The sequence below is a fragment of the Erwinia sp. STN24 genome, assembly GCF_041320675.1.
Lineage (GTDB): Bacteria > Pseudomonadota > Gammaproteobacteria > Enterobacterales > Enterobacteriaceae > Erwinia > Erwinia aeris.
In genome coordinates this window covers 1015358-1037451 of the sequence record NZ_JBGGPM010000001.1, presented here as the reverse complement: position 1 = coordinate 1037451, position 22094 = coordinate 1015358, and the positions used below count along the sequence as shown (strand labels likewise).

Genomic DNA, 22094 nt, shown 5'->3' with positions numbered 1-22094 from the left:
TGCTGCCGTCCCTGGCAGGCCGCATTTACAGAACGTTCGCCGTGTCAGGCTTTCCGGGCGAGGGCGGCGGCGACCAGGCCATCCAGCCATGCCTGATGGCCGTTAATCATCGGGTTTGGCGTGGTTTTCGCCAGTGCTTTAGCCGGATGGCCGTTCTGGGTTTCCTGGGTCAGGATACGTACGCGTCCGCCGGCCAAATCTTCCAGCAGCCAGGCATGATGCACATCCAGCCGCGTTTCGCCTTCGCCGGACCAGCCATGCCACGCCACGCGCGCCGGTTCGCCGGTGGATGGCGCTACGCATTCAGTTACCTGCGCCTCGACAGGAAAACCAAAAGTCGTGAAGTAGAAACGCACCTCCTGCGCCAGCTGCGGACCTTTACCGTGACAGAAACGAATATCAGCAACATTTTCATAATAGGTTGGCCACAGCGCTGGGGTATTCAACAGCGGCCAGACTTCCGCCGTGGACAGACCTGCCACAATAACCTCGTTCGAGGCGAAGTTATCACAAAAACCCGGAATATAGCCTTCAGGCCAGATAATAGCGTTCATTAGTCACCCATAAAAACAGAGCACAGCGCCAGTCGCTGTTGGTAAAGCGAGTATGCGGAGAGTGCTGATATAAGGCTAATCAGGGTTTGTTATTACTGATATCATGAAGAATGATATCTAAAGGGGAAGCGAAGCGAGATGAAAACGGATATCCGCACAATGGATTTGAATCTGTTGAAAACCCTGGATGCATTGTTGGATGAACGCAGCGTTACGCGTGCGGCAGCCAGGCTGTCGCTTACTCAGCCAGCCGTCAGCGGAATGCTGACGCGGCTGCGCGACTGTTTTGACGATCCGCTGTTCAGCCGAACGCAAAGAGGGATAGTGCCCACGCCACGCGCGCTGGAGCTGGCTGCGCCGGTGAAAAGGATCCTCAGCGAAACGGAAGCGTTATTACAAAGAAAAGTGTTTAACCCGGCCAGCGCAGAGATGACGATCACCGTCGCCGCCACGGATTATGCTTTAAAAGCGGTTATCGTGCCGTTTGTGACCGCGCTGCGTCGACAGGCACCGGGCATTCGCGTGGCTGTGGTGCCGGTTGAGGCCGGCCAGCTCGCAGATCAGCTGGCGCGGGGCGAAATCGATTTCGCCCTGGTCACGCCTGAAACCACGCCGCAGGAGCTGCACGCCCGCCACCTTTTTGATGAACGCTATGTCTGCATGATGCGCAAAGATCATCCTGATGCCGGCCCCCGGCCGCTGACGTTGGACCGTTTCTGCCAGCTTGACCAGGTTCTGGTTTCTTTTACCGGGGACAGATTTTCCGGCGTGACCGATCGCGCTTTAGCGGCGTTGGGACGCGAAAGAAGGGTGGTCATGGCGATCAACAGCTTTCTGATGCTGCCGGAAATTTTGCAGCTCAGCGATCTGATTGCGGTAACGCCTTATCGACTGACCGTGGGCGTCGAGAAAATGGCGATACAGGCGCCGCCGCTGGTCATTCCCGGCTTTACCAAAATCCTGGCGTGGCACGACCGCACGCATCGTGACGCCGGGCACCGCTGGCTGCGAGCCTTGTTTACCGCTCTGTTCAGCGATGAGCCGTAATCAGACAGGGACAGACGGCCCTTCTGCCGTCTTGCTATTGCAATGGGTATATTTCATTACAGAGATAAAGGCTTAAGCCTGCTGTGGTTTATTAACTGTTATTTTAAAACATTATTAATAATCCTGAAAAATTATGTCATATTTTTCGCGTCTATATATTTTACTGATTTGGCTGGCTTTTTCAGGGTGCGTATGAGAAAGCCTGTTGAATATAAAATGAAACAGGCGATCCGCCATTAAATAAAGGTTTTTTCTTGCAGGCTGATGAGAGGTTGCTATAGTTATTCATGCACGACGTTCACCGGCGTTCGGTAAAAACAGCAGTAGCCGAGCTATATTATCCGGTGAGAAATTGAATACACGAAGAGGAAGCTATTATGACTCAGCATCGTGGAAATTCCGGCAACTTCGCCGAGGATCGTGAAAAAGCATCAGAAGCAGGTAAGAAAGGCGGCCAGAGCAGCAGCGGTTCTTTCAAAAACGACCGTGATAAGGCCTCCGAAGCCGGTAAAAAAGGTGGGCAGAACAGCCACCGCAGCTAAGTAGTATGGGATGACCACAGGTAGTATCGGGCCGTTTAAATTGGCTCAACTATTAGCCGATTGATTAAGTTGGCCGAAGAAAGTAATTTAAGGTTGTCCCGTAACCGGCTAAAACCCGCATCCCTCTGTTTCAGGGGTGGCGGGTTTTTTTATGCATTATTATTAATTTCTACAACTTATTCAGAAGTGGGAGCTTCATTTTCGCTTTTGCCGATAATTTTATATCTGCATGGTTCCAGATTTGCCGCTTCGTTTATATTCTTCTTTTGGAACAGGTGGAGAAAATTCAGATCGCGAGAAAGGGCGTGCGCCGTATAAGACGGCTTTTTTACGCTTGCCGCCTGTCTGTGAATATGCGAAAAACGGACTTCATTTTTTCAGGAGAAAAGCATGTCTGCCCAAACCCTTGCCATTGGCCTTTTGCTTTACCCCGATTTAACCCAGCTCGATCTTACCGGCCCTTTTGAAGTTTTTGCCCGTGCGCCTGGCGCGCAGGTGCATCTCATCTGAAAGACACGGAAACCGGTCGTCTTCGATCGCGGCATGGCGATCCTGCCTGCGGGAAGTAACTGAAACAGGCGCTATCGTTACGTTGTCACATAAACCTTATCGTGTTGGCATGTAAACTAATATTGGGCACCGAGTTATAAATATAAGTCTGGAAGCGTCTATAAATAAGAATAATCTGTTTCGCCTGAGGGTTGTTAATATTAAAAGATGGCGAAACACACATGGTCCTATTCTGAATATAAGCGACAAAAGCATTATCAGGGTGCATTCGTTACCGAAGTATGGAATAACTGGCAACAATTTAGCAGCTAACGCTTTTCTGCCAGGCAAGGCAGGCTTACGGGGAATATAATGCAGACTGAAACCATTCAAACCGACGAACTGGAAGGCAAAGCCCTGGAATGGGCCGTGCTTAAAGCTATAGGCGGCGCCTGGCCGAAAGGCGCGGCTACGACGTGGGACAAGGCTGGATATCTGATAAGCAATCTGAATATATTCCTGAGCAGCGGCGGCCATAAACAGATGTTTATCGCTTATCTGGACGAAAGAGCGCCCTCCGTGGGCAAAACCTTACCGGAGGCGGTGTACCGCGCCGTGGTTCACGCTTCAATAGGCAGCTGGATATCAGTGCCGGTATCAATTTTAAAGGCTTAGCCGCCGTGAAGGAATAAAGACAAAGGCGGTGAAATTAATGAGCTTTTCTATATTTTACAGTGGCACTAAAAACCTTGTATTCTGAAACCATCTTATGGCACACAGATAGTTAAGGCCTCGTGCCACTGAATACGGTTATTATAATATCTGTCTTCGCTTTAAATTAACTATCTGCTTTCTGGCTCGCTTTCAGTGTAACCTCTCTATAGAAAATATTAGCGCTTTTATCAGCACTTATTAAACCTGAACCGTGCGCGCTTTTGGTAAAAATAGCAGCTATATCATGCTCATCTCTGTGCTGACACGGACAGGTAAGGCGTTATTCAGGATTATTTATATAAAAAAAGCCCGCAGGGAGCCGCGGGCAAAAAAACGAAGTTAACTCTGTTTTGCCTCACCACCCTAAAGTAATACGCAGACCATAAAGTGATCCGAATCACATCCCGGTGGTTAAATTTTGTTCTGAGACGAATCTTATTAAGGGATGTTTACCCTGAAATGCTGCCAATACCGCCGTGCGAGCCAAAGTATGGAGAGAGGTTTAGCAGCATAAGTGCCGCCATCAGGCCACTTTAAACAGCTGTTACCGGCACGGCGGTTGGTCATCTCGCCTGAACCACAGCGCCTGGCCATCGGCTCTTAATTTGCTATTTGCTGAACCATAACTATGCTTAATCAGGTAGTCGCCAATGCGCCGCCCGACCGACGGACTGACCCTTAATCAGTGATGATAAACAGGCGCACCAAATTTCAGGCTCTGCTCAGGCAGGGCCTTTTTTCTGTCTGCGGTGTACTACACTACCAGAACATGCTCCTGCGCGAGGGACGTATCAACCATGCTTCTCCTCAGGGAGACGGGTGAACAAGCTGCGCTAACGATTTTACCGGAACGTAACCGGAATCAGGTTACCGGAACGCAACTGGCATCAGGTTACCGGAACGTAACCGGCATCAGGTTACCGGAACGTAACCGGCATCAGGTTACCGGAACGTAACCGGCATCAGGATTAAACCGCCGTTAGCTCACCTGGAGAGAGCATCAGCCACGGAGCTGAAGGTTTGGGGTTCGAATCCCTGACGGCGGTCCAGTACTTGTTCTGAAGGTCACCCTGGGTGGCCTTTTTTTACGCCTGCGCTTTATTAACCTTTTTATATAAAGGGTATTATAGGGGGATCAGCGTAAGAGATAACGTTTTGAGCGTTGTCTGTCCGTTATTGGAATAAGGTGCGCAAACAACCTGAGCCTCGCCAACGCGGGGCTTTTTTACGTCCGGAAGAAGGAGAACACTATGCTGACCGTTAAAAGTATCATCGGGGGTGTGACGCATATCTGTGAGGTGAACAATATCACTATTGCAAGACGCGGTTCGGAAACCTTCGGCTATGTTCTGACGCTGACCAAAGAGCATCCCAATCCCGATTTTGCTGAGGTAATGCCTGCTATCTATGAAAATGAAGAGAAAAGCAAAGTCTTACAGCAAGAGGCCATTATGATCAGTGAAAGGGATGGCGTACTGGTCGGGGACGCTGTAGCTGTGCTTATCAGCGAGGTGGATAGCGTGAAAATGCCTGGCCTTAAAGAAGCGGATGGAACGCTGTATCAATACATCTATCCGGGAGACAAGGTCTACGTGATGAATTCGCACGGTTCAACTATTGAGACAGTCAAATGATCAAGGTTTCCCCACAGAGAAAGCCAGGCGTTAAAGTGCGGCAGCCTAATCCAGATCGAAAATGCAGGTTAGTTGAGTAAAATTTGCGCAGGGATGGTATAATCAGGCTCACTTCTCACAAGGCCAAATACCATGTCCTTTTTCGCTCAGATGATGGACCGTATCGCCAGAATAAACGCTGACGCCAAATGCCCTATATGCGGAAAAAACTCTAAGCATTCAGTTGCAAAAATTTCTCGAGAGCAGGCATTGCTCTGCCCACATTGCAAATCCCTTTTTGTTATTCACGGTTAAATAGTGCTGAAAAGCTAAGCCGCCTCCGGGCGGTTTTTATCGGCGTGTTTAATACTGACCGCGCCAGGAATGGCTGTTACGGCGCCAGAAACAGGGGCGTCCAGATGATTTATCCTTAAAACATGAAACATAACTTGCTAAATTAATTAACACATACAGTGAGTTTTGGCTTACAGGCTGAAGATTAAAAGGGCCGGGTGACCAAAACGATAAAAAGCCGATAGCACAATACGGATCCTTTGCACGTCAGTATTACGTGAACAAATGTAACTTAAGTAATAAAATCAATATTAATAATAGGTTGTATTGCCCTGCACGAAAAAAAATTTAAACTTGATACAAGGGCTAATTTTTTTCAATGGCATACCGATAACCCTACCCTGGGGACAAAAGGTCTTCTTAGGGCTTATTAAATTATCAGGTTTGAGGTAGGTATGAATATTACGCAGCGTTTGTTCCTGACGTTTACCCTGTTGGCGCTGGCTTTATGCACGCTGGCAGCGGTATCGTTCTCAATTATATCGGGTTTTCAATCCCGCTTCGAATATGTGCAGAATAATGCTATCCCCAGCATTAAGGATCTTAACAAATCCATTAGTGCTTCCAGCGGTTTGGGCCTGGCCTTATACAAGCACCAGGCGCTTACCGATGATACAAAGCTGCCTGCCGCTGAACGCCATATCGACGACACGCTGGATGAATTGAAAAAGCTGACTGATTACTACATGGCTAATGATATCTCCAGTGCTGAAGATCGTAGTATGACAGAGCAGATCTACCGTGACATCGACGCAGTACGGGCTGACTTACCGGCGTTCCTTAACGCTTCCCGCGCGCAAAATGAGAGCGTAACGCTGGCCTTGCTTCAGGGTGAATCAGGTATAGGTGCTGCAGGCAGAAAATTAGCATCAGATTTGAATAAGCAGATTGAACTTAATATCCAGATTGGCAATGAGCTAAAAAAAATCAATAAAGAAATCTATTCAAAAACAATCTGGATGATGTCAACTGCGGTTCTTTTGGTGATTGTGCTGCTCAGCTTTTTTGCCATAAAAACCATTCTGAATATCAGAAGAAGCCTTCTGAATATAGAAGAGACAATGCTGGAAGTCAGCAACACGTTAGACCTTACTCGCCAGGCTGACGACAGCCACGCTGATGAAATAGGAAAAACCGCTTCAGCGTTTAATAAATTACTGACTAAGTTTTCAGAGACGTTAACGGCTGTTAATAGCGCATCGTTATCCGTAAGCTCAGGATCTTCACAAATTGCCGCAGGTAATGAAGATTTGTCTTCTCGTACCGAGCAGCAGGCGGCTTCGCTTGAAGAGACCTCTTCGAGTATGGCTGCACTGAGTGAAACGGTAAAAAATAACTCCTTCAGTGCCAGCGAGGCGAGCACGCTGGCCGATAGCGCTAATAAGCTGTCGACAGAAAACGGTCAGTCCGTGAGGAATATGTTGAATACGATGGAAGATATCCGCACCAGCTCCGGAAAAATTTCCGAAATAACGGGGCTGATCGAGGGGATTTCATTCCAGACCAATATTCTGGCGCTGAACGCTGCCGTTGAGGCGGCAAGAGCTGGCGAGCATGGCAGAGGCTTTGCAGTGGTGGCAAGCGAAGTGCGTAATCTTGCGCAGCGTTCTTCCTCTGCGGCAAAAGAGATTAAAGATCTGATCAACGCCTCTGTTATGCACGTCGAAAGCGGGGCGCTGCAGGCGGCCAGCGTGGGTGAAAACTCAGCAAAAGTGACCAGCTCAATCAACCAGGTCGCGACTATTGTCAATGAGATTGCTACTTCGGCAGCGGAACAAAGCCGCGGTATTGAGCAGGTTCATTTGGCTATCGGGCAGATGGACGAAGTGACGCAACAAAATGCTGCGCTGGTCGAGGAAGCCTCGTCCGCGTCCCGATCGCTACAGGATCAGGCGGAGACGCTCAGCCAACTGGTGTCTGCCTTTAAGTTAACTTCAGATACGCGGATGTACAAAAAAACCGAGACCTTTGTTAAGCCATCCGTGAGCCGTACGCCCGCGAAGGCGGCCGCTGTATCAGCCGGGGATTGGGAAAGTTTTTAATGTGGTTCGCCCCCAGTAATGGGGGCTTTGGCGTTAAAGTCATTTTCCACGCTCTTGATCCACAGCCAATGCAGCGCCGATAGCCCTTTCGGGCGCGCTCGTTGGGCTGATATCGTCACCGGTCATCAGCAATAACGTTTAGTCGAACCAGTCTGCCATTTTTTCTGTAGCCTGGTTTTTTACATCTTCGTTGATATACATCGACACAGCAGCCAGCGCCCCAGCCGGGACACCAGGGTCATCCGTAAAGCCAACAACGGGCAAAGCATCAGGGACAGCATCAATCGGCAAAACGAAATAAGCAAGCGCAGCGTAAATCGTCATTTTGCCCAAATTGGCGTGTCTGGTCTCTGCGCAGAAAAATAGAACCAAAGCGCTTTTTCAATGACTTCATGCCCCGCTTTTTTAACGTACTTAACAATTTTTACCAAAAGCCGTCATCGTTAAAATCTTTAGCGGTGGTGAACTTGTTTTCCATCTCTTTCTCCTGAAATTAAACCCTGTTGTTCATCGGCATATCTCTTCAGGGCTTTATCTCTTTGTGAGCGGCCCGGTATTTATGTACGGCTTCTGTCGTAAAACTAAAGCTACCGTTAACCATTTCAGTAAAGAGATGCCGGGCAACTTTATTACGCACCAAAAAAAATGCCGCAATTGTCGGGCTGCAATAATAAAAATCCATTATTAACGAGCTATCTGGCCTGAAGGTAAAAAAAGCCTGTAAGGGATGCAGGCAAATAATCAGAGCCGGTTGACCCGGCACACTAAATTAATCCCAATGTTATAAAATGGCTGGAGGCACGTACCTGAGCCTGAAATTTGTTCCGACGGATTTTATCAGAGAACCTTGCATACAAATGCTTTTGCTGAATGAGCGCGGACAACAGCCATTATTGACGTTCAGCAGCACGACATTAGCCTTTAGGGCTCTTTAAATTGACATCTCAGGCGCGCTGGCTGAAGATCTTCTTTAGTCAGCAATGCCTGTCGACCGGGCTGATTTTGCGCCCGGATGCCTGCTTACCAGTCAATAAAGCCTGTCTGACATAACCTTCTGAAAAATAAGAAAAATGGATATAAAACAACTTATTTACCTGTGTAACCTTGAGCGCGAGCGCCATTTTGGCCGTGCGGCGGAGGCGAGCTTCGTCAGCCAGCCGACGCTGTCGATGCGTCTGAAAAACCTGGAGCGCGAGCTGGGGCTATCGCTGATCAACCGCAGCAATAACTTTGACGGCTTTACGCCAGAAGGCGAAAGGGTGCTGACGTGGGCGCGGGAAATCGTCTCCGTCTATCAGGGCCTCAAGCTGGAAGTCGAATCGTTAAAACATGGCGTTGCGGGCACGCTACGTATTGGCGTGGTGCCGCAGTGCAGCATCTCGCTGCCGCTGGTGCTGAAAGGCATCCAGGAACGTTATCCGCAGCTTAACTATCGCGTCTCGGTGCTCAGCGCCGATCAGCTGCTTGACGCATTGAACAGCTATACGGTGGACGTCGGCATTGGCTTTTTTGAGCTGGTCACGCTGCGCGAGCTGCATTTCCAGGCCGAACCGCTGGCGGACAACGGCGTGGAAGTGGTTTTCCATCCCGAACATTTTCCGCAGCTGGTGGGCGAAGCGCCGCTGAGCCTGAACGAACTAAAAGAGATCCCGCTGTGTCTGGCGGAGCAGACGCGCTATTTCCGACGCTATCTGGATACCCACTTTCGGGAAGCCGATATCCATCTGCGGGTGATACTGGAAACCACCTCCGTGTTTCAACTGGCGCAGGGCGTTCAGGTAGGGCTGGGCTGCCTGATTTCGCCTCGCGGCCATCTGCTGCCGGCCATGACGCCGGAATTGCAGTCGCGCCCGCTGGCCATTGCGCCGATGAGCCGCCAGGCCGCAGTGGTTATTGCCGAGCCGGGCAGAGCGACGCCGCTGTCCCAGCACTTTTTTGACGAGGTACGCCGCTGGCTTAGCGAACGTTAGCCGCGACGAACGCTAACTCCCCAGCGACTGCATCAGCCGGTTATTCCAGCCTGCCAGCGCCGTACTGAAAATCACGTTCATCATTCTCTGCAGCGAAAAACCCGCCTCTTTCAGCGGCTGTAAATGCGCGGCGCTGAAGCGCTCCGGCGAGCGGGTCAGCTGCGCGGCGGTCTGTATCACTGCCCGATCGACGGCGCTGGCGCTTCCGATCGCGTCATCAATGCCTGTTTTTAACGCGCTACGCAGCGCTTCCGGCGCGTACCGGTTAAAGCAGGCTGCACTGCCGTTGATCCGTGCGGCTACTGCGGCGGCAAGCTGGCCTTCCGGCGTCGTCGTTTGCTCTTCCAGTACCTTAATCAGCTGACCCCAGCCGTACAGGGCATCTCCGTCGTGCGCCAGCAGCCAGGCGCTGCGGCTTAATGCCTGCTGAGGCTGGCAGAAGGTCAGCGCTTCCAGCTGGCTGTGCGTGGCGTAACGCAGCTCAACGGGCGTCAGCCGGGGCTGCCAGCTATGCTGGTCGGTAAAGCCGCATTCGTCCGCATCTGGCGGAACGGTTACGCCAGGGATCCAGCGAACCGGCAGGGCGAGCAGGGCATGCACGCCAGCCGCCACTCGCGCCTGATAACAGACAAAACCGATAATCTGGCTAAAGGTGATGATATCCGGCGCGGTCAGGCCTGCCTCATCCAGCCGCTGCAATGCTGCCTCGTCAATCAGCGTCGGCTGCATCGCCAGCTGGCGGGCATATTCGGTAATTTGCGTCAGGCGACGGTTGCTCTCACGTGAAGAGTCCGGCCCGCTTAGCGGGTTGAGGCGTGCGGCGTAATGGTTACACAGGCGCTGAACGCCGGTAACCTGCGCCACGGTAAGTGCGGTGCTGAGACGATCGTATAACGTCAGCGTATGCGTCAGCGAGGCGGTCAGCGACGAAGGAAACAGCAGCGAGTAGAGATCCCTGGAAGCCAGCAGCGCCGGCTGCGCTTCCTGTAGCGTCTGCCGCAGCCCGCCTTCACAAAGCGCGGCCAGTCCCAGCAAAAAACGGTCTTCAATATCAGCGGCCTCGGGCACCAGAGGCTCTGCCCGGCTGGCGAGCGTGGCCTGAGTTTCGTGATACCAGTGGCTATGGCTTTTAAGCCGACGCTGTTCCATAGTCATTCCTTTTCAAGTTGGCTGGCCCTGAGTACGGACCGGAGGGCAAGCCTATCCTCGCGCAAGCGGAATAACCGGCAAAGACCGATCGGTGCTAATAAATAGCGGAAAAGCATAATGGTGAAAGAAGCAGCGGAACCGGCTGGAAATTCGCCCATTCCTGGCAGAACGGGCGTTTAAAAGAGCCGGACTAACGATCTTTACGCCAGGCGTCCGCCGTCAGCGCTTCGCCAAAGTGGCTGGTAATCAGTCTTTTCGTCAGATCGTGCAGCGGGCAGGCGAGGACATCTGCGGTGCTGCCGCGCTCTACCACTTCGCCGTGATGCATGACGATTACCTGATCGCTGATATGCTTCATCATGCCCAGATGCTGCGTCACATAGATATAGGCGATGCCGTGCTTGTCCTGTAGTTCCAGCATCAGATTCACCAGCTGCGAGCGCATAGACATATCCAGCGAGGCCAGCGCCTCGTCGGCGACAATGACCTTAGGTTGCAGGATCAACGCGCGGGCAAGACCGACGCGCTGCTTCTGTCCCGGCGCCAGCATATGAGGATAATAAGCGGCGTGATCGCGCAGCAAACCGACCTGGCGCAGGGTGGCGATAATGCGCTTTTCCCGCGCTTCGGCGGTCAGATCGGTATTCAGACGCAGCGGGAAATCCAGGATCTGGCCGATGCGCTGGCGTGGATTCAGCGAAGTGGACGGATCCTGAAAGATCATACGGATACGCTGGCTGCGGTAGCCGTAATCGCCATATTGCAGCGGCCGATCGTCAATCAGGATTTCGCCCGCGCTCGGCTCAATCATGCCGCTGAGCATTTTCGCCAGCGTCGACTTGCCGGAGCCGTTTTCGCCGATGATCGCCAGCGTCTGTCTTTCACGTAGCGTAAAGCTGACCTCTTTGACCGCCTCAACATGCTGACGCCGAAACAGGCCGGTTCGGTAACGGTAGGTTTTACTGAGGTTGCGCACCTCCAGCAGCGTTTCAACCATTACTGACTCTCCATATTCAGCGGGAAATGACAGGCGAACAGGTGCGATTTTCCGCCCGCCAGGCGGGGCGTTTCGATACATTTTTTCTGCGCGTAGGGACAGCGCGGCCCCAAACGACAGCCAATGGGCAGGTGCTCCAGCGAAGGAATAGCGCCGGGTAGCGTGTTCAGACGGCTTTTATGCGGCAGCGAGCGCCCAAAATCTGGCATCGCCCTGATCAGCGCCTGCGTATAAGGATGGTGCGGCTGCACGATCAAATCTTCGCTGGTGGCGGTTTCCACCGTCTGGCCACAGTACATTACGTTGATGCGGTTCGCCCAGTGGCTCAGCATCTGCAAATCGTGGCTGATCAGCAAAATCGTGGTGTTGTTGTTCTGATTAAGCCGGGAAAGCAGACGGAAAATCTGCGCCTGCGTCGTCGGTTCCATCGCGTTAGTGGGTTCATCGGCAATCAGCAGGCGCGGCTGGTTGGCCAGCGCAATGGCGATCATCACTTTCTGGCATTCGCCTTCGGTCAGCTCATAGGGAAAACTGCGCATAATATCTTTATGATCTTTGATGCCCACGCGGTGCAGTAGCTCGATAGCGCGACGATGCCGCCAGCCGAAACGCTGGTACCAGCGGCCTTTCCACGTCCAGCGGGGAATAGCCTGTTTTAGCTGTTTACCCACGCTTTCAGAAGGATCGAGGCAGGACTGCGGCTCCTGAAAAATCATCGACACGTTATGACCAACAAGTTTACGCCTTTCGCGCGGCGACAGCTTAAGCAGGTCGATATCGTCAAAGCGCATACGGTCGGCAGTAACCCGCCAGTTATCTTTGGTCACGCCGCAGATCGCTTTGGCGATCAGGCTTTTGCCAGAGCCGGATTCGCCCACCAGGCCGCGAACTTCCCCTTCGGTCAGCGTAATACTGACGCGATCGACCGCCTTGACCGGGCCATCGGCGGTCATAAACTCAATGGTCAGATTACGAATATCGAGCAGCGGCATTATTCAACTCCCGCAACGATGGCGCGACGAATACCGTCGCCCAGCAAATTGACAATCAGCACGCTGAGCATTATCGCCGCGCCGGGCAGCATCACCGTCCAGGGTGCGACGTAAATCAGCTCCAGCGCATCACCAAGCATGGCTCCCCATTCGGGAGAAGGCAACTGCGCGCCCAGATCCAGAAAGCCCAGCGCGGCGATATCCAGGATAGCCATCGACAGCGCGCGGGTAAATTCCGAAACCAGCAGCGCCAGGATATTGGGGAAAATTGCATAGCGAAGAATATTCATGCTGGAGGCACCATCCAGACGGGCGGCGGTGACATACTCCTTTTCCAGTTCGTCGTGCACGGCAGTATAGACCGAGCGCACCAGACGAGGGATTATCGCCAGGAATACCGCCAGCCAGGCATGACTTAAACCTGGGCCGAAAAACGCCACCACGATGATCGCCAGCAGCAGCGAAGGAATGGAAAGAAAGGTATCCAGAATGTGGTTCATCACCGCCGAACGCAATCCTCTGGTCAGCCCGGCAAAAACGCCCAGCACCATGGCGCAAAGCGAGGCCAGTACGGTAATGGCGATAGCCGAGCCTACCGTTGGCGCCGCGCCGCTCAGCAGGCGGCTCAGCAGATCGCGGCCCAAATCGTCCGTGCCGAGAAAAAATGAAACATCGCCGTAGCGCGACCACGAGGGCGGCAGCAGCTGATAACCTAAAAACTGCTGCGCCAGCCCGTAAGGCGCAAGCAGGCGGCCAAACAGGCACAGCAGCAGCAGCGCGATAAACAGGTAGAAACCGACCATCGCGGTGGTGTCATGATAAAACAGCCGCCACGTGGTGCGGAAAGTGCTGGGCAGCCGTTTTTCGGCGTAAATGTTATCGGAGGGCATACCATTCCTTATGCTTCAGCGGCGTTGTCAGCGCGCCCAGAATATCGGCCAGCACATTGACGGTAATCACCAGACCGCCAACCATCATTACGCCTGCGGAAATCGCCGCGTAGTCCTGCTGCCTGATGGCGTCCACCAGCCAGCGTCCCAGACCTGGCCAGCTGAACACCACTTCAGTGATCATCGCCAGCGTCAGCATGGTAGAAAATTGCAGTCCCAGGCGAGGCACAACCGGCGGCAGCGCATTATGCAGCACGTGACGGCGGATAATGGTCAGTCGTGAAAGACCGCGAGTGGCGGCGGCTTTAATATAGTTTTGCTCCATCACTTCGCGCGTGCTGATACGCAGCAGACGCACCACTTCCGTAGTAGGCGCTACGGCCAGCGCTGTTACCGGCAATATCAGGTGCAGCAGCACGCTTTTCAACATCTCGTGCCGCCAGGGCGAATCGCTCAGCCAGGCGTCAATCAGCGCAAAACCGGTGATGTTTTTCATGGGATAAAGCAGATCGACGCGGCCAGAAACCGGCAGCCAGCCCAGATCCAGCGAGAAAAACAGCGTCAGCAGCAGCGCCAGCCAAAACACGGGCATTGAAAAGCCCAGCAGCGCCAGCGCGCTGATCGCTTTATCCTGCCAGCGGTTGCGCATCACGCCGGCGGCAATGCCGAACGGGATGCCAACGGCCATCGCCAGTACGAAAGCAAGAATGCACAGCTCAAGCGTAGCGGGGAAGACTTCTAACAGCTGCAGGGAAACCGGCTCGCCGTTAATGCTGGATACGCCGAAGTCAAACTGCATCAGCCCCTGATACCAGAACAGGATTGCATCACTAAACGAAGCGCCCTGTAGCGGCGCGTGGGGCGTAAAGTAACTCAGGCTGAAACCGACCACCGTCAGCAGAAACAGCGTCACCAGCCACAGCACCAGCCTTCTCAGCGTATAGATAATCATGGCTTCGTCCTTGGGTCGCGATAAACGCCGGCAAAAGAGGCATTGCCGAACGGGCTGAGCACCAGGCCGTGAATATCATGGCGATAGGCCTGAAGCCGCAGCGAATAGGCCAGCGGCAGCACCGGCAGCGACTGCGCCAGCATAGCCTGCGCCTTGCCGTAGTACTCGATGCGCGACGCCAGCTGTTGCGAGAGCAGTGCTTTTTGTAGCGTCTCGTCAAAAGCGGCGTCGCACCAGTGCGCAAAATTGGTCTGCGAGCCGATAGCGGCGCAGCTTAACAGCGGGCGGAAAAAGCTGTCGGGATCGTTACTGTCGGTAGCCCAGCCCGTTAGCGTCAGATCGTGATTCATCTCCATCAGGCGCGCTTCCTGAAAGCGTCCCTCAACGGGCACAATTTTGACCGTAACGCCAACCTGCGCCAGATCGGCCTGGATCAGCTCGGCGGTTTTCAACGGGCTGGGGTTCCAGGCCTGCGAGGTGGCCGGTACCCACAGCGTCAGCTGGAGATCTTCCACGCCCAGCGCCTTGAGCATCTCACGTGATTTTTGCGGATTGTATTCGGTGACGCGCGCGTTGTTATCATAAGCCCAGGAAGCACGTGGCAAAATAGAAGCCGCCGTTTCCGCCGTGCCGTAGTAAACGGACTCCATCAGCCGCTCATTATTAATTGCCAGCGCCAGCGCCTGACGCACCTCGGCGCGATCCAGCGGCGCTTTGCGCGTGTTAAACGCCAGATAGGCGATATTCATACCGGGCCGCAGCGTCAGCCGCAGGCGCGGATCGTCGCGCAGCACTGAAATCTGGCTGGCGGCAGGATAGGCCAGCACGTCGCATTCGCCGGTCAGGAGTTTGGAAAGGCGTCCGGTGCCGCCCGCGCCCATATCAATCACCACCATCGGCATGCGCGGCATGCCTTTCCAGTAATTAGCATGGCGGGCGAGGCGGATATACTGGCCGGTGCGGTATTCGCTAAGCTTAAACGGCCCGGTGCCGACAGGCTGGCGATCCAGCTGCTCCTGCCGATCGACTTTACTCAACTGCGCGGCATATTCCGCCGAAAGCACCGGCGCATAGTGGGTAGCCAGGTGCCACAAAAAGGAAGCGTCCGGCGCGTTCAGCCGGATCTCGACCGTGTCGCTGCTCAGCTTTTTCACGCTGGCGACGCTGTCGGCGAACTGCAGGCTGTCGAAATAGGGATAACTGCCGCCGTTAACGCCATGCCAGGCGGATTTGCGGTCGAAAATACGCTGAAAGCTGAACACCACGTCGTCCGCGTTCATAGGTCGGCCAGGGGTGAACCATGCCGTTTTCTGAAAAGGCACGTTGTGCCGCAGATGAAAGCGGTAGGTCGCGCCGTTATCCAGCGTCTCCCAGCTTGCCGCCAGTTCCGGGATCAGACGATAGGTGTAGGGGTCGACATCCAGCAGGCGATCGTAAAGCTGCGCAGCCAGCGTATCAACCACCAGCCCGCCGCTGACCAGCTGCGGATTAAAGGTGGTCGCCGCGCCGTTCACGCAATAGACAAAGCCGCTCTGGCGGATGTCTTCCGGCGGAGCGGCGGCAACCATAGCGCTGAACAGGCTAAGGCCGACAAGAAAAGTGCAGAGTAGTTTGCGCATAGGTCATCTGAAATATCAGGCAATCCTCACAGTGTACCGCACTCTTGGTGCTCCCCCAAAGTTTGCGGGGACAACTGACGTTTTTTCATACGCGGGCCGTTGTGTGCTTTGGGGTTGATGCCCCTTTGTTATTGATAAAAGGTCGCGAAGCGTTGGTCAAAACGCCAGGCGTTTTCTGGCCGCAAGCAAGGGCAGGTCGGCGAAATACGCCCGATCTTAGTGTGGTAATGAGAATTATTCTCAATAAATACTTTACAGCTATGTATGAGAATGATTATTATTCTTCTGCGCTTCAACGGTGGCTCTACCGGAGAAGGGCACGACATTGCTCACATTGCTTCCAGTATTTTTAGCCCGCCCTGCGCGGGCTTTTTTTTGCGCATTTTGCGGCGGTCTACGATCGTGCCGCGGTGAAAGAGAGGCCACGGCCGACTATACTGGTAGCTAAAAGGAGGCGCTTATGTCTGATAAAATCAAATTATTACAGGGTGATATCACGCAAATTCCCGTCGAGGCGATGGTCAACGCGGCTAACTCGTCGCTGCTGGGCGGCGGCGGCGTGGATGGCGCGATACATCGCGCCGGGGGAAAATCGATTCTGGAAGAGTGCAGGGCGATCCGCGCGCGACAGGGCGGCTGTAAAGAAGGCGATGCCGTAATAACGGGAGCGGGCAACCTGCCTGCCCGTTACGTTATCCATACCGTAGGGCCGGTGTGGAACGGCGGGCAAAACGGCGAGCCTGACCTGTTACGTAGCGCTTATCACCGCTGCTTCGACCTGATTGACGAGCATAAAATTAAATCCGTTTCATTTCCTAATATCAGCACCGGCATCTATCGTTTCCCCAAAACGCTGGCGGCAGAAATTGCCTTTGAAGCAATCTCCGCCAGGCTGCACGAGGCGGTAGAACAGGTCAATATCGTCTGCTTTGAGCAGGAGAGTTACGCTATCTGGCACAATTTGCTCCAGCAGCGCGGCTAAAATGGCCTATACCTCGCCGTCTTCAGCGCCGATTTCCACGTTGTGCTTTTTCATCATTGCGCGCAGCTGATGATAGGTAACGCCCAGCAAATCCGCCGCGCGGCGCTGGTTGTAGAGCGCCTGCTTTAAACTCTTTTGCAGCAAATCCCTTTCCTGCTGATGCTGCCAGCGGCGGAGATCCAGCGGCAGCGCGGGCAGCCGCTCTGCCGCTGGCGCTGTGGGGGCGGCGTACAGGCGCTGGAAAGGATTGATAATAATGGTATCCAGTTCCTGATCCGTTTCGCTGTGACGATAGACTGACCTTTCCACCACGTTTTTTAGTTCCCGCACGTTACCCGGCCAGCCATAGTCCAGCAGAGCCTGCCGCGCCCCCGGCGAGAAGCCGGGGAAGAAAGCCAGGCCCAGCTCCCGACACATCTGAATAGCAAAATGCTCCGCCATCACCAGGATATCGCTACGACGCTCGCGCAGCGGCGGCAGCTGCACCACGTCAAAAGCAAGCCTGTCCAGCAGATCGGCACGGAATTTTCCCTCTTCGGCCAGCTGCGGCAAATCGGCGTTGGTGGCGCAGACCAGCCGCACGCTGACCTGCAAAGGCTGACTGCCGCCGACGCGTTCCAGCTGCCCATATTCAATCACCCGCAGCAGTTTCTCCTGTACCAGCATCGGCGCCGTCGCCAGCTCGTCCAGAAACAGCGTACCGCCGTCGGCGCGCTCGAACCGACCCAGATGACGCTTCTGCGCGCCGGTAAACGCGCCGGCTTCGTGGCCGAAAAGCTCGGAATCCAGCAGATTCTCGTTCAGCGCCGCACAGTTTAATGAAATAAAAGGGCCCTGCCAGCGCTCGGAAAGATAGTGCAGCCGGCTGGCGATCAGCTCTTTGCCGGTACCGCGCTCGCCGATAACCAGCACCGGCTTATTCAGCGGTGCCAGACGTGAAACCTGCTCCAGCACCTCCAGAAAGTTATTCGACTCGCCAAGCAGGGTTTCTTTTTCCATTTTTTTCACCAGGTATTGGTTAATTACGCCACTTTAGAGAAACAAGGCGCGGCTGTAAACCGGCGTAATTAAGGAAAATCAATAAGATAAAAGTTGGCACGCGATTTGAATAGTAATACCCGTAACGCCAAAACAATTTAAGAGGATGAAGATTATGGGTATTTTTTCTCGCTTTGCCGACATCGTGAACGCCAACATTAATTCGCTGCTGGAAAAAGCAGAGGATCCGCAAAAGCTGGTGCGCCTGATGATTCAGGAAATGGAAGATACGCTGGTGGAAGTGCGTTCCACTTCAGCCCGCGCGCTGGCAGAGAAAAAGCAGCTGCAGCGCCGCATTGAACAGGCGGAGATCCAGCAGGCCGAGTGGCAGGAGAAAGCGGAGCTGGCGCTGCGTAAAGATAAAGACGACCTGGCCCGCGCCGCGCTGATTGAGAAACAAAGACTGAACGATCTGACCGCCTCGCTGACGCGCGAAGCCGAACAGGTTGAAGAAACGCTGACCCGTATGAAGGGCGAAATCGGCGAGCTGGAGAAAAAGCTGAGCGAAACGCGCGCTCGTCAGCAGGCGTTGACGCTGCGTCATCAGGCCGCTTCTTCTTCCCGCGACGTGCGTCGCCAGCTGGACAGCGGTAAAATTGACGAGGCGATGGCTCGTTTTGAATCCTTTGAGCGCCGCATCGACCATATGGAAGCCGAGGCGGAAAGCCACAGCTTTGGCAAAAAGAAAACGCTGGATCAGGAATTCGCCGATCTTCAGGCCGACGATGCCATCTCTGAGCAGCTGGCGGCGCTGAAGGCAAAAATGAACCGTAGCGAATAATCTTTGCCGGTGGCATTCCCCGGAATGCCCGGCATATCAATTCAAGGAGAATGAATGAGCGCGTTATTTCTGGCGATCCCGCTGACGATATTTATGCTGTTTGTGGCCCCCATCTGGCTATGGCTGCACTACAGCAAGCGTCAAAACAGTGATGCCACACTGTCGCAAGGCGAGCTACAAAGGCTGCAGCAGCTGACTCAGGATGCCCGCAGGATGCGCGAACGTATCAAGGCGCTGGAGGAGATCCTCGACGCCGAGCACCCTAACTGGAGGCAGCCATGAGCAGCAGGAAACTTTACCGCATTCCCGCGCGCGGCAAGGTAAAAGGCGTCTGCGCCGGGATTGCCGACTATCTGGATATCCCGGTACGGCTGGTGCGGGTTATCGTCGTGCTGTCGATGATCTTTGGTCTGTTTATGCTCACGCTGATCGCCTATTTTCTGCTGGCCTTTGTGCTGGACGAGAAGCCGCAAAGCGCGGAGGAAAACGCCCCGACGGCACATATGCTTTTAGACCAGCTGGAGGCGGAGCTGCGCGGCGGAGAGCCAGGCGTACGCGATATAGAACGCTACGTCACTTCTGAAACCTTTAGCGTGCGCAGCCGATTCCGTCAGCTGTAGGCGCCCGGAGAACACCATGCGTAACTGGCAATCTGCTTTACACCGCAACGCCGCGCCCACGCTGAAAAAGGCCGGTAAGTTCGTGCTGCTGGGCGCGTTAAGCTACGGCCCGGCTGGCCTGACCGGCTGGGCGGTGAAATCCGTCGCGCGTCGGCCGCTGAAAATATTGTTAGCCTGGGCGCTGGAGCCGCTTATCCGCCGCGCGCTGCGGGGCGCAACGGCGCGCTGGAACAAACCCTGAACGTCGCGGCTATGCTATTCTGAGCCGTCGGCCTTAAGGATATGGACCAATGAAACGACTTCAGACAGAACTGCTTTCATTAATGAACCGGGGCGCAGATCGTCATTTGCGCCTCGCCGTCACCGGCCTGAGCCGCAGCGGCAAAACGGCTTTTATCACCTCGCTGGTCAATCAACTGCTTAACGTTAACGCCGACGCGCGTCTGCCGATGTTTTCCGCTGCGCGTGAAGGTCGCCTGCTGGGCGTTAAGCGCGTGCCACAGCGCGATATGGGTATTCAGCGCTTTACCTATGATGAAGGCCTGGCGCAGCTGTATGGCGACCCACCCGCCTGGCCGACGCCGACGCGCGGGGTCAGCGAAATGCGTCTGGCGCTGCGCTATCGCTCGCAGGAATCTTTGCTGCGCCATTTTAAAGATGCCTCCACGCTTTATCTTGAAATTGTCGACTACCCCGGCGAATGGCTGCTGGATCTGCCCATGCTGGCGCAGGACTATCCTGGCTGGTCGCGACAGATGGCGGGTCTGTTGAATGGCGATCGCGCCAGCTGGTCAGCGCCATGGCGCAAGCTTTGCGCCGATCTGGATCCGTTTGCGCCTGCGGATGAAAACCGGCTGGCGGCAATCGCGGCGGCGTGGACAGACTACCTGCATAAGTGTAAACGGGAAGGGCTGCACTTTATCCAGCCTGGCCGCTTTGTGCTGCCGGGCGATATGGCCGGCGCGCCAGCCTTACAGTTTTTCCCCTGGCCGCAGGCGGAAGAGGCGGACGCCTCCAGGCTGGCGCAGGCGGATGCCAACAGTAATATCGGGATGCTGCGCGCGCGCTATAACTACTATTGCCAGCACGTGGTTAAAGACTTCTACAAAAACCACTTCCTGCGCTTTGACCGCCAAATCGTGCTGGTGGACTGTTTGCAGCCGCTTAACAGCGGGCCACAGGCGTTTAACGATATGCGGCTGGCGCTGACGCAGCTGATGCAAAGCTTTTCCTACGGCCAGCGCACGCTGTTCCGCCGCCTTTTCTCACCGGTAATCGATAAGCTCCTGTTTGCCGCCACCAAATCCGATCACGTTACCAGCGATCAGCACGCCAACCTGGTGTCACTGTTGCAGCAGCTGGTACAGGATGCATGGCAGAATGCTGCTTTTGAGGGTATCGATATGGAGTGCCTGGGCCTGGCGTCGGTGCAGGCTACGCAAAGCGGGCTTGTCGATCATCAGGGCGAAAAGATACCGGCGCTGCGCGGTCACCGGCTGACCGACAACGAGCCGCTAACCGTCTATCCGGGCGAGGTGCCGCCGCGCCTGCCGGGCAACGCATTCTGGCAGCAGCAGGGGTTTCATTTTGAACAGTTCAGGCCGCAGCAGCTGGACGCAGACAGGCCTTTGCCGCATATCCGTCTGGACGCGGCGCTGGAATTTTTACTGGGAGATAAACTGCGATGAACGCACCGCTTAAACCGCGTATCGACTTTGCGCAGCCGCTGACCGCGGAAAAAGATGCCGCTATAAAATCCGCCAGACATTTTACCCCGCAGGAGGCGAGCTTTATCGCTGCGGAGCCGGAAGCGCATGTGGAAGAGGAAGACGCGGGGGAAAAGGCGGTCGAGGCGGCGCTGCGGCCTAAACGTAGCCTGTGGCGCACGCTGGTAAAAGCCGGTCTGGCGCTGTTTGGCCTGAGCGTGGCGGCGCAGGGTGTGCAGTGGACTTATCAGGCCTGGCAGGCGCAGGACTGGATCGCCCTGGGAGGCTGCGCGGCGGGCGGACTGATCGTCGTGGCCGGCGCCGGTTCCCTGGTAGGCGAGTGGCGACGGCTTTACCGGCTGCGCGAGCGGGCCGAAGAGCGAGATATCGGCCGCGAGCTGTTAAACAGCCAGAGCATGGGCAAAGGGCGCGAATTTTGTGAAAGGCTGGCGCGCCAGGCCGGGCTGGATCGCACTAACCCGGCGCTGCAACGCTGGCATGCCTCGCTGCACGAAACGCATAACGATCGCGAAGTCGTGGCGCTCTATGCACAGATAGTGCAGCCGATGCTGGATAGCCAGGCGCGACGCGAAATCGGCCGCAGCGCCGCCGAGTCAACGCTGATGATCGCCGTCAGCCCGCTGGCGCTGGTGGATATGGCGTTTATCGCCTGGCGCAACCTGCGGCTGGTTAACCGTATCGCCGCGCTGTACGGCATCGAGCTGGGCTATTTCAGCCGCATTCGTCTGTTCCGGCTGGTGCTGTTAAACATTGCGTTCGCTGGCGCTTCCGAGCTGGTGCGGGAAGTGGGTATGGACTGGATGTCGCAGGACATTGCCGCGCGCTTCTCCGCTCGCGCCGCGCAGGGCATCGGCGCAGGCCTGCTCACCGCGCGGCTGGGCATCAAGACGATGGAGCTATGCCGTCCGCTGCCCTGGCTGGAAGGCGACAAGCCGAGGCTGGGCGATTTCCGCCGCGACCTGGTGGTGAAATTGAAAGAGACGTTGCAGAAGTAGGCAACTGTCAACTTTTCCTTCCAGAAC

Annotated in this window: 23 protein-coding genes, 1 tRNA gene and 1 pseudogene; 16 read left to right on the top strand and 9 right to left on the bottom strand. The window is 54.8% G+C overall.

All coding sequences use genetic code 11. The features are described from left to right. Positions 1–44: 44 nt before the first annotated feature. On the bottom strand, positions 45–554 hold the full coding sequence (locus ACA373_RS04845) for an SRPBCC domain-containing protein (protein ID WP_253453863.1): 510 nt from the start codon (positions 552–554) through the stop codon (positions 45–47). A gap of 138 nt (positions 555–692) precedes the next feature. Between ACA373_RS04845 and ACA373_RS04840 the strand changes: the two genes are divergently transcribed. From ACA373_RS04840 to ACA373_RS04805, 8 genes and pseudogenes are all read left to right on the top strand, one after another. Continuing rightward, entirely contained in the window at positions 693–1601 is a 909-nt protein-coding gene (locus tag ACA373_RS04840; RefSeq protein WP_370734090.1) for a LysR family transcriptional regulator, read from the top strand. Positions 1602–1978: 377 nt separating this feature from the next. Continuing rightward, positions 1979–2143 carry a general stress protein gene (locus ACA373_RS04835; RefSeq protein ID WP_301251651.1) on the top strand — a complete coding sequence of 55 codons (165 nt, stop codon included), beginning with the start codon at positions 1979–1981 and terminating at the stop codon, positions 2141–2143. Positions 2144–2533: 390 nt separating this feature from the next. Continuing rightward, positions 2534–2650, top strand: a pseudogene (locus ACA373_RS04830) (DJ-1/PfpI family protein); the annotation flags it as partial. Between the two features lie 354 nt (positions 2651–3004). Beyond that, positions 3005–3307 (top strand): hypothetical protein, encoded by a 303-nt coding sequence (locus ACA373_RS04825; protein ID WP_370734089.1) that lies wholly within the window; start codon positions 3005–3007, stop codon positions 3305–3307. Positions 3308–4319: 1012 nt separating this feature from the next. After that, positions 4320–4395, top strand: a tRNA-OTHER gene (locus tag ACA373_RS04820). A gap of 201 nt (positions 4396–4596) precedes the next feature. Further along, positions 4597–4980: a hypothetical protein gene (locus tag ACA373_RS04815; RefSeq protein WP_253453872.1), complete on the top strand. Its 384-nt coding sequence runs from the start codon at positions 4597–4599 to the stop codon at positions 4978–4980. Between the two features lie 132 nt (positions 4981–5112). Then, positions 5113–5274 carry a YnfU family zinc-binding protein gene (locus tag ACA373_RS04810; RefSeq protein ID WP_370734088.1) on the top strand — a complete coding sequence of 54 codons (162 nt, stop codon included), beginning with the start codon at positions 5113–5115 and terminating at the stop codon, positions 5272–5274. 434 nt (positions 5275–5708) lie between these two features. After that, positions 5709–7355, top strand: coding sequence for a methyl-accepting chemotaxis protein (locus tag ACA373_RS04805; protein ID WP_370734087.1), 1647 nt, complete (start codon positions 5709–5711; stop codon positions 7353–7355). A 138-nt stretch (positions 7356–7493) separates the two neighbouring features. On the opposite strand, the gene ACA373_RS04800 is transcribed toward ACA373_RS04805, so the two are convergent. Beyond that, positions 7494–7679 carry a YkvA family protein gene (locus ACA373_RS04800; RefSeq protein WP_301729719.1) on the bottom strand — a complete coding sequence of 62 codons (186 nt, stop codon included), beginning with the start codon at positions 7677–7679 and terminating at the stop codon, positions 7494–7496. Between the two features lie 746 nt (positions 7680–8425). Here ACA373_RS04800 and ACA373_RS04795 point away from each other — a divergent pair. Continuing rightward, a complete protein-coding gene (locus ACA373_RS04795) occupies positions 8426–9325 on the top strand; it encodes a LysR family transcriptional regulator (RefSeq protein ID WP_253453876.1) in 900 nt (299 codons plus the stop codon). A 12-nt stretch (positions 9326–9337) separates the two neighbouring features. Here the strand turns inward: ACA373_RS04795 and ACA373_RS04790 are convergent, their stop codons facing one another. The 6 genes from ACA373_RS04790 to sapA all read right to left on the bottom strand — a co-directional run bounded on the left by ACA373_RS04790 (position 9338) and on the right by sapA (position 15924). Further along, the gene (locus tag ACA373_RS04790; RefSeq protein ID WP_370734086.1) at positions 9338–10474 is read right to left on the bottom strand and encodes a CMD domain-containing protein; all 1137 of its coding nucleotides are present in this window, start codon (positions 10472–10474) and stop codon (positions 9338–9340) included. A 190-nt stretch (positions 10475–10664) separates the two neighbouring features. Next, entirely contained in the window at positions 10665–11471 is an 807-nt protein-coding gene (gene sapF / locus ACA373_RS04785) for a putrescine export ABC transporter ATP-binding protein SapF (protein ID WP_253453880.1), read from the bottom strand. Continuing rightward, positions 11471–12463: a putrescine export ABC transporter ATP-binding protein SapD gene (gene sapD, locus ACA373_RS04780; RefSeq protein WP_253453882.1), complete on the bottom strand. Its 993-nt coding sequence runs from the start codon at positions 12461–12463 to the stop codon at positions 11471–11473. The genes sapF and sapD overlap by 1 nt, the downstream gene beginning before the upstream one ends. Further along, the gene (gene sapC / locus ACA373_RS04775; protein WP_253453884.1) at positions 12463–13353 is read right to left on the bottom strand and encodes a putrescine export ABC transporter permease SapC; all 891 of its coding nucleotides are present in this window, start codon (positions 13351–13353) and stop codon (positions 12463–12465) included. Before sapC ends, sapD begins: the two co-directional genes overlap by 1 nt. Next, entirely contained in the window at positions 13340–14305 is a 966-nt protein-coding gene (gene sapB / locus ACA373_RS04770) for a putrescine export ABC transporter permease SapB (protein WP_125287685.1), read from the bottom strand. The genes sapC and sapB overlap by 14 nt, the downstream gene beginning before the upstream one ends. Then, complete coding sequence (gene sapA / locus ACA373_RS04765; RefSeq protein WP_301251662.1) at positions 14302–15924, bottom strand: ABC transporter substrate-binding protein SapA; 1623 nt, start codon at positions 15922–15924, stop codon at positions 14302–14304. The genes sapB and sapA overlap by 4 nt, the downstream gene beginning before the upstream one ends. Before the next feature lie 460 nt (positions 15925–16384). Here sapA and ACA373_RS04760 point away from each other — a divergent pair, with 460 nt between their 5' ends. Continuing rightward, entirely contained in the window at positions 16385–16906 is a 522-nt protein-coding gene (locus ACA373_RS04760; RefSeq protein WP_253453888.1) for an O-acetyl-ADP-ribose deacetylase, read from the top strand. A 6-nt stretch (positions 16907–16912) separates the two neighbouring features. Here the strand turns inward: ACA373_RS04760 and pspF are convergent, their stop codons facing one another. After that, a complete protein-coding gene (gene pspF, locus ACA373_RS04755; RefSeq protein WP_253453890.1) occupies positions 16913–17905 on the bottom strand; it encodes a phage shock protein operon transcriptional activator in 993 nt (330 codons plus the stop codon). Between the two features lie 154 nt (positions 17906–18059). Here pspF and pspA point away from each other — a divergent pair, with 154 nt between their 5' ends. The 6 genes from pspA to ACA373_RS04725 are packed head-to-tail and all read left to right on the top strand — an operon-like array spanning position 18060 to position 22067. Continuing rightward, positions 18060–18725 carry a phage shock protein PspA gene (gene pspA / locus ACA373_RS04750; protein ID WP_253453892.1) on the top strand — a complete coding sequence of 222 codons (666 nt, stop codon included), beginning with the start codon at positions 18060–18062 and terminating at the stop codon, positions 18723–18725. Positions 18726–18779: 54 nt separating this feature from the next. After that, entirely contained in the window at positions 18780–19007 is a 228-nt protein-coding gene (gene pspB / locus ACA373_RS04745) for an envelope stress response membrane protein PspB (protein WP_253453894.1), read from the top strand. Beyond that, positions 19004–19345: an envelope stress response membrane protein PspC gene (gene pspC, locus ACA373_RS04740; protein WP_253453896.1), complete on the top strand. Its 342-nt coding sequence runs from the start codon at positions 19004–19006 to the stop codon at positions 19343–19345. Before pspB ends, pspC begins: the two co-directional genes overlap by 4 nt. 16 nt (positions 19346–19361) lie before the next feature. After that, the gene (gene pspD / locus ACA373_RS04735; RefSeq protein ID WP_253453899.1) at positions 19362–19586 is read left to right on the top strand and encodes a phage shock protein PspD; all 225 of its coding nucleotides are present in this window, start codon (positions 19362–19364) and stop codon (positions 19584–19586) included. Positions 19587–19635: 49 nt separating this feature from the next. Next, positions 19636–21033, top strand: a complete 1398-nt coding sequence (locus ACA373_RS04730; protein WP_370734085.1) for a YcjX family protein — start codon at positions 19636–19638, stop codon at positions 21031–21033. Continuing rightward, complete coding sequence (locus ACA373_RS04725) at positions 21030–22067, top strand: TIGR01620 family protein (protein WP_370734084.1); 1038 nt, start codon at positions 21030–21032, stop codon at positions 22065–22067. Before ACA373_RS04730 ends, ACA373_RS04725 begins: the two co-directional genes overlap by 4 nt. The last annotated feature ends 27 nt before the right edge of the window (positions 22068–22094 follow it).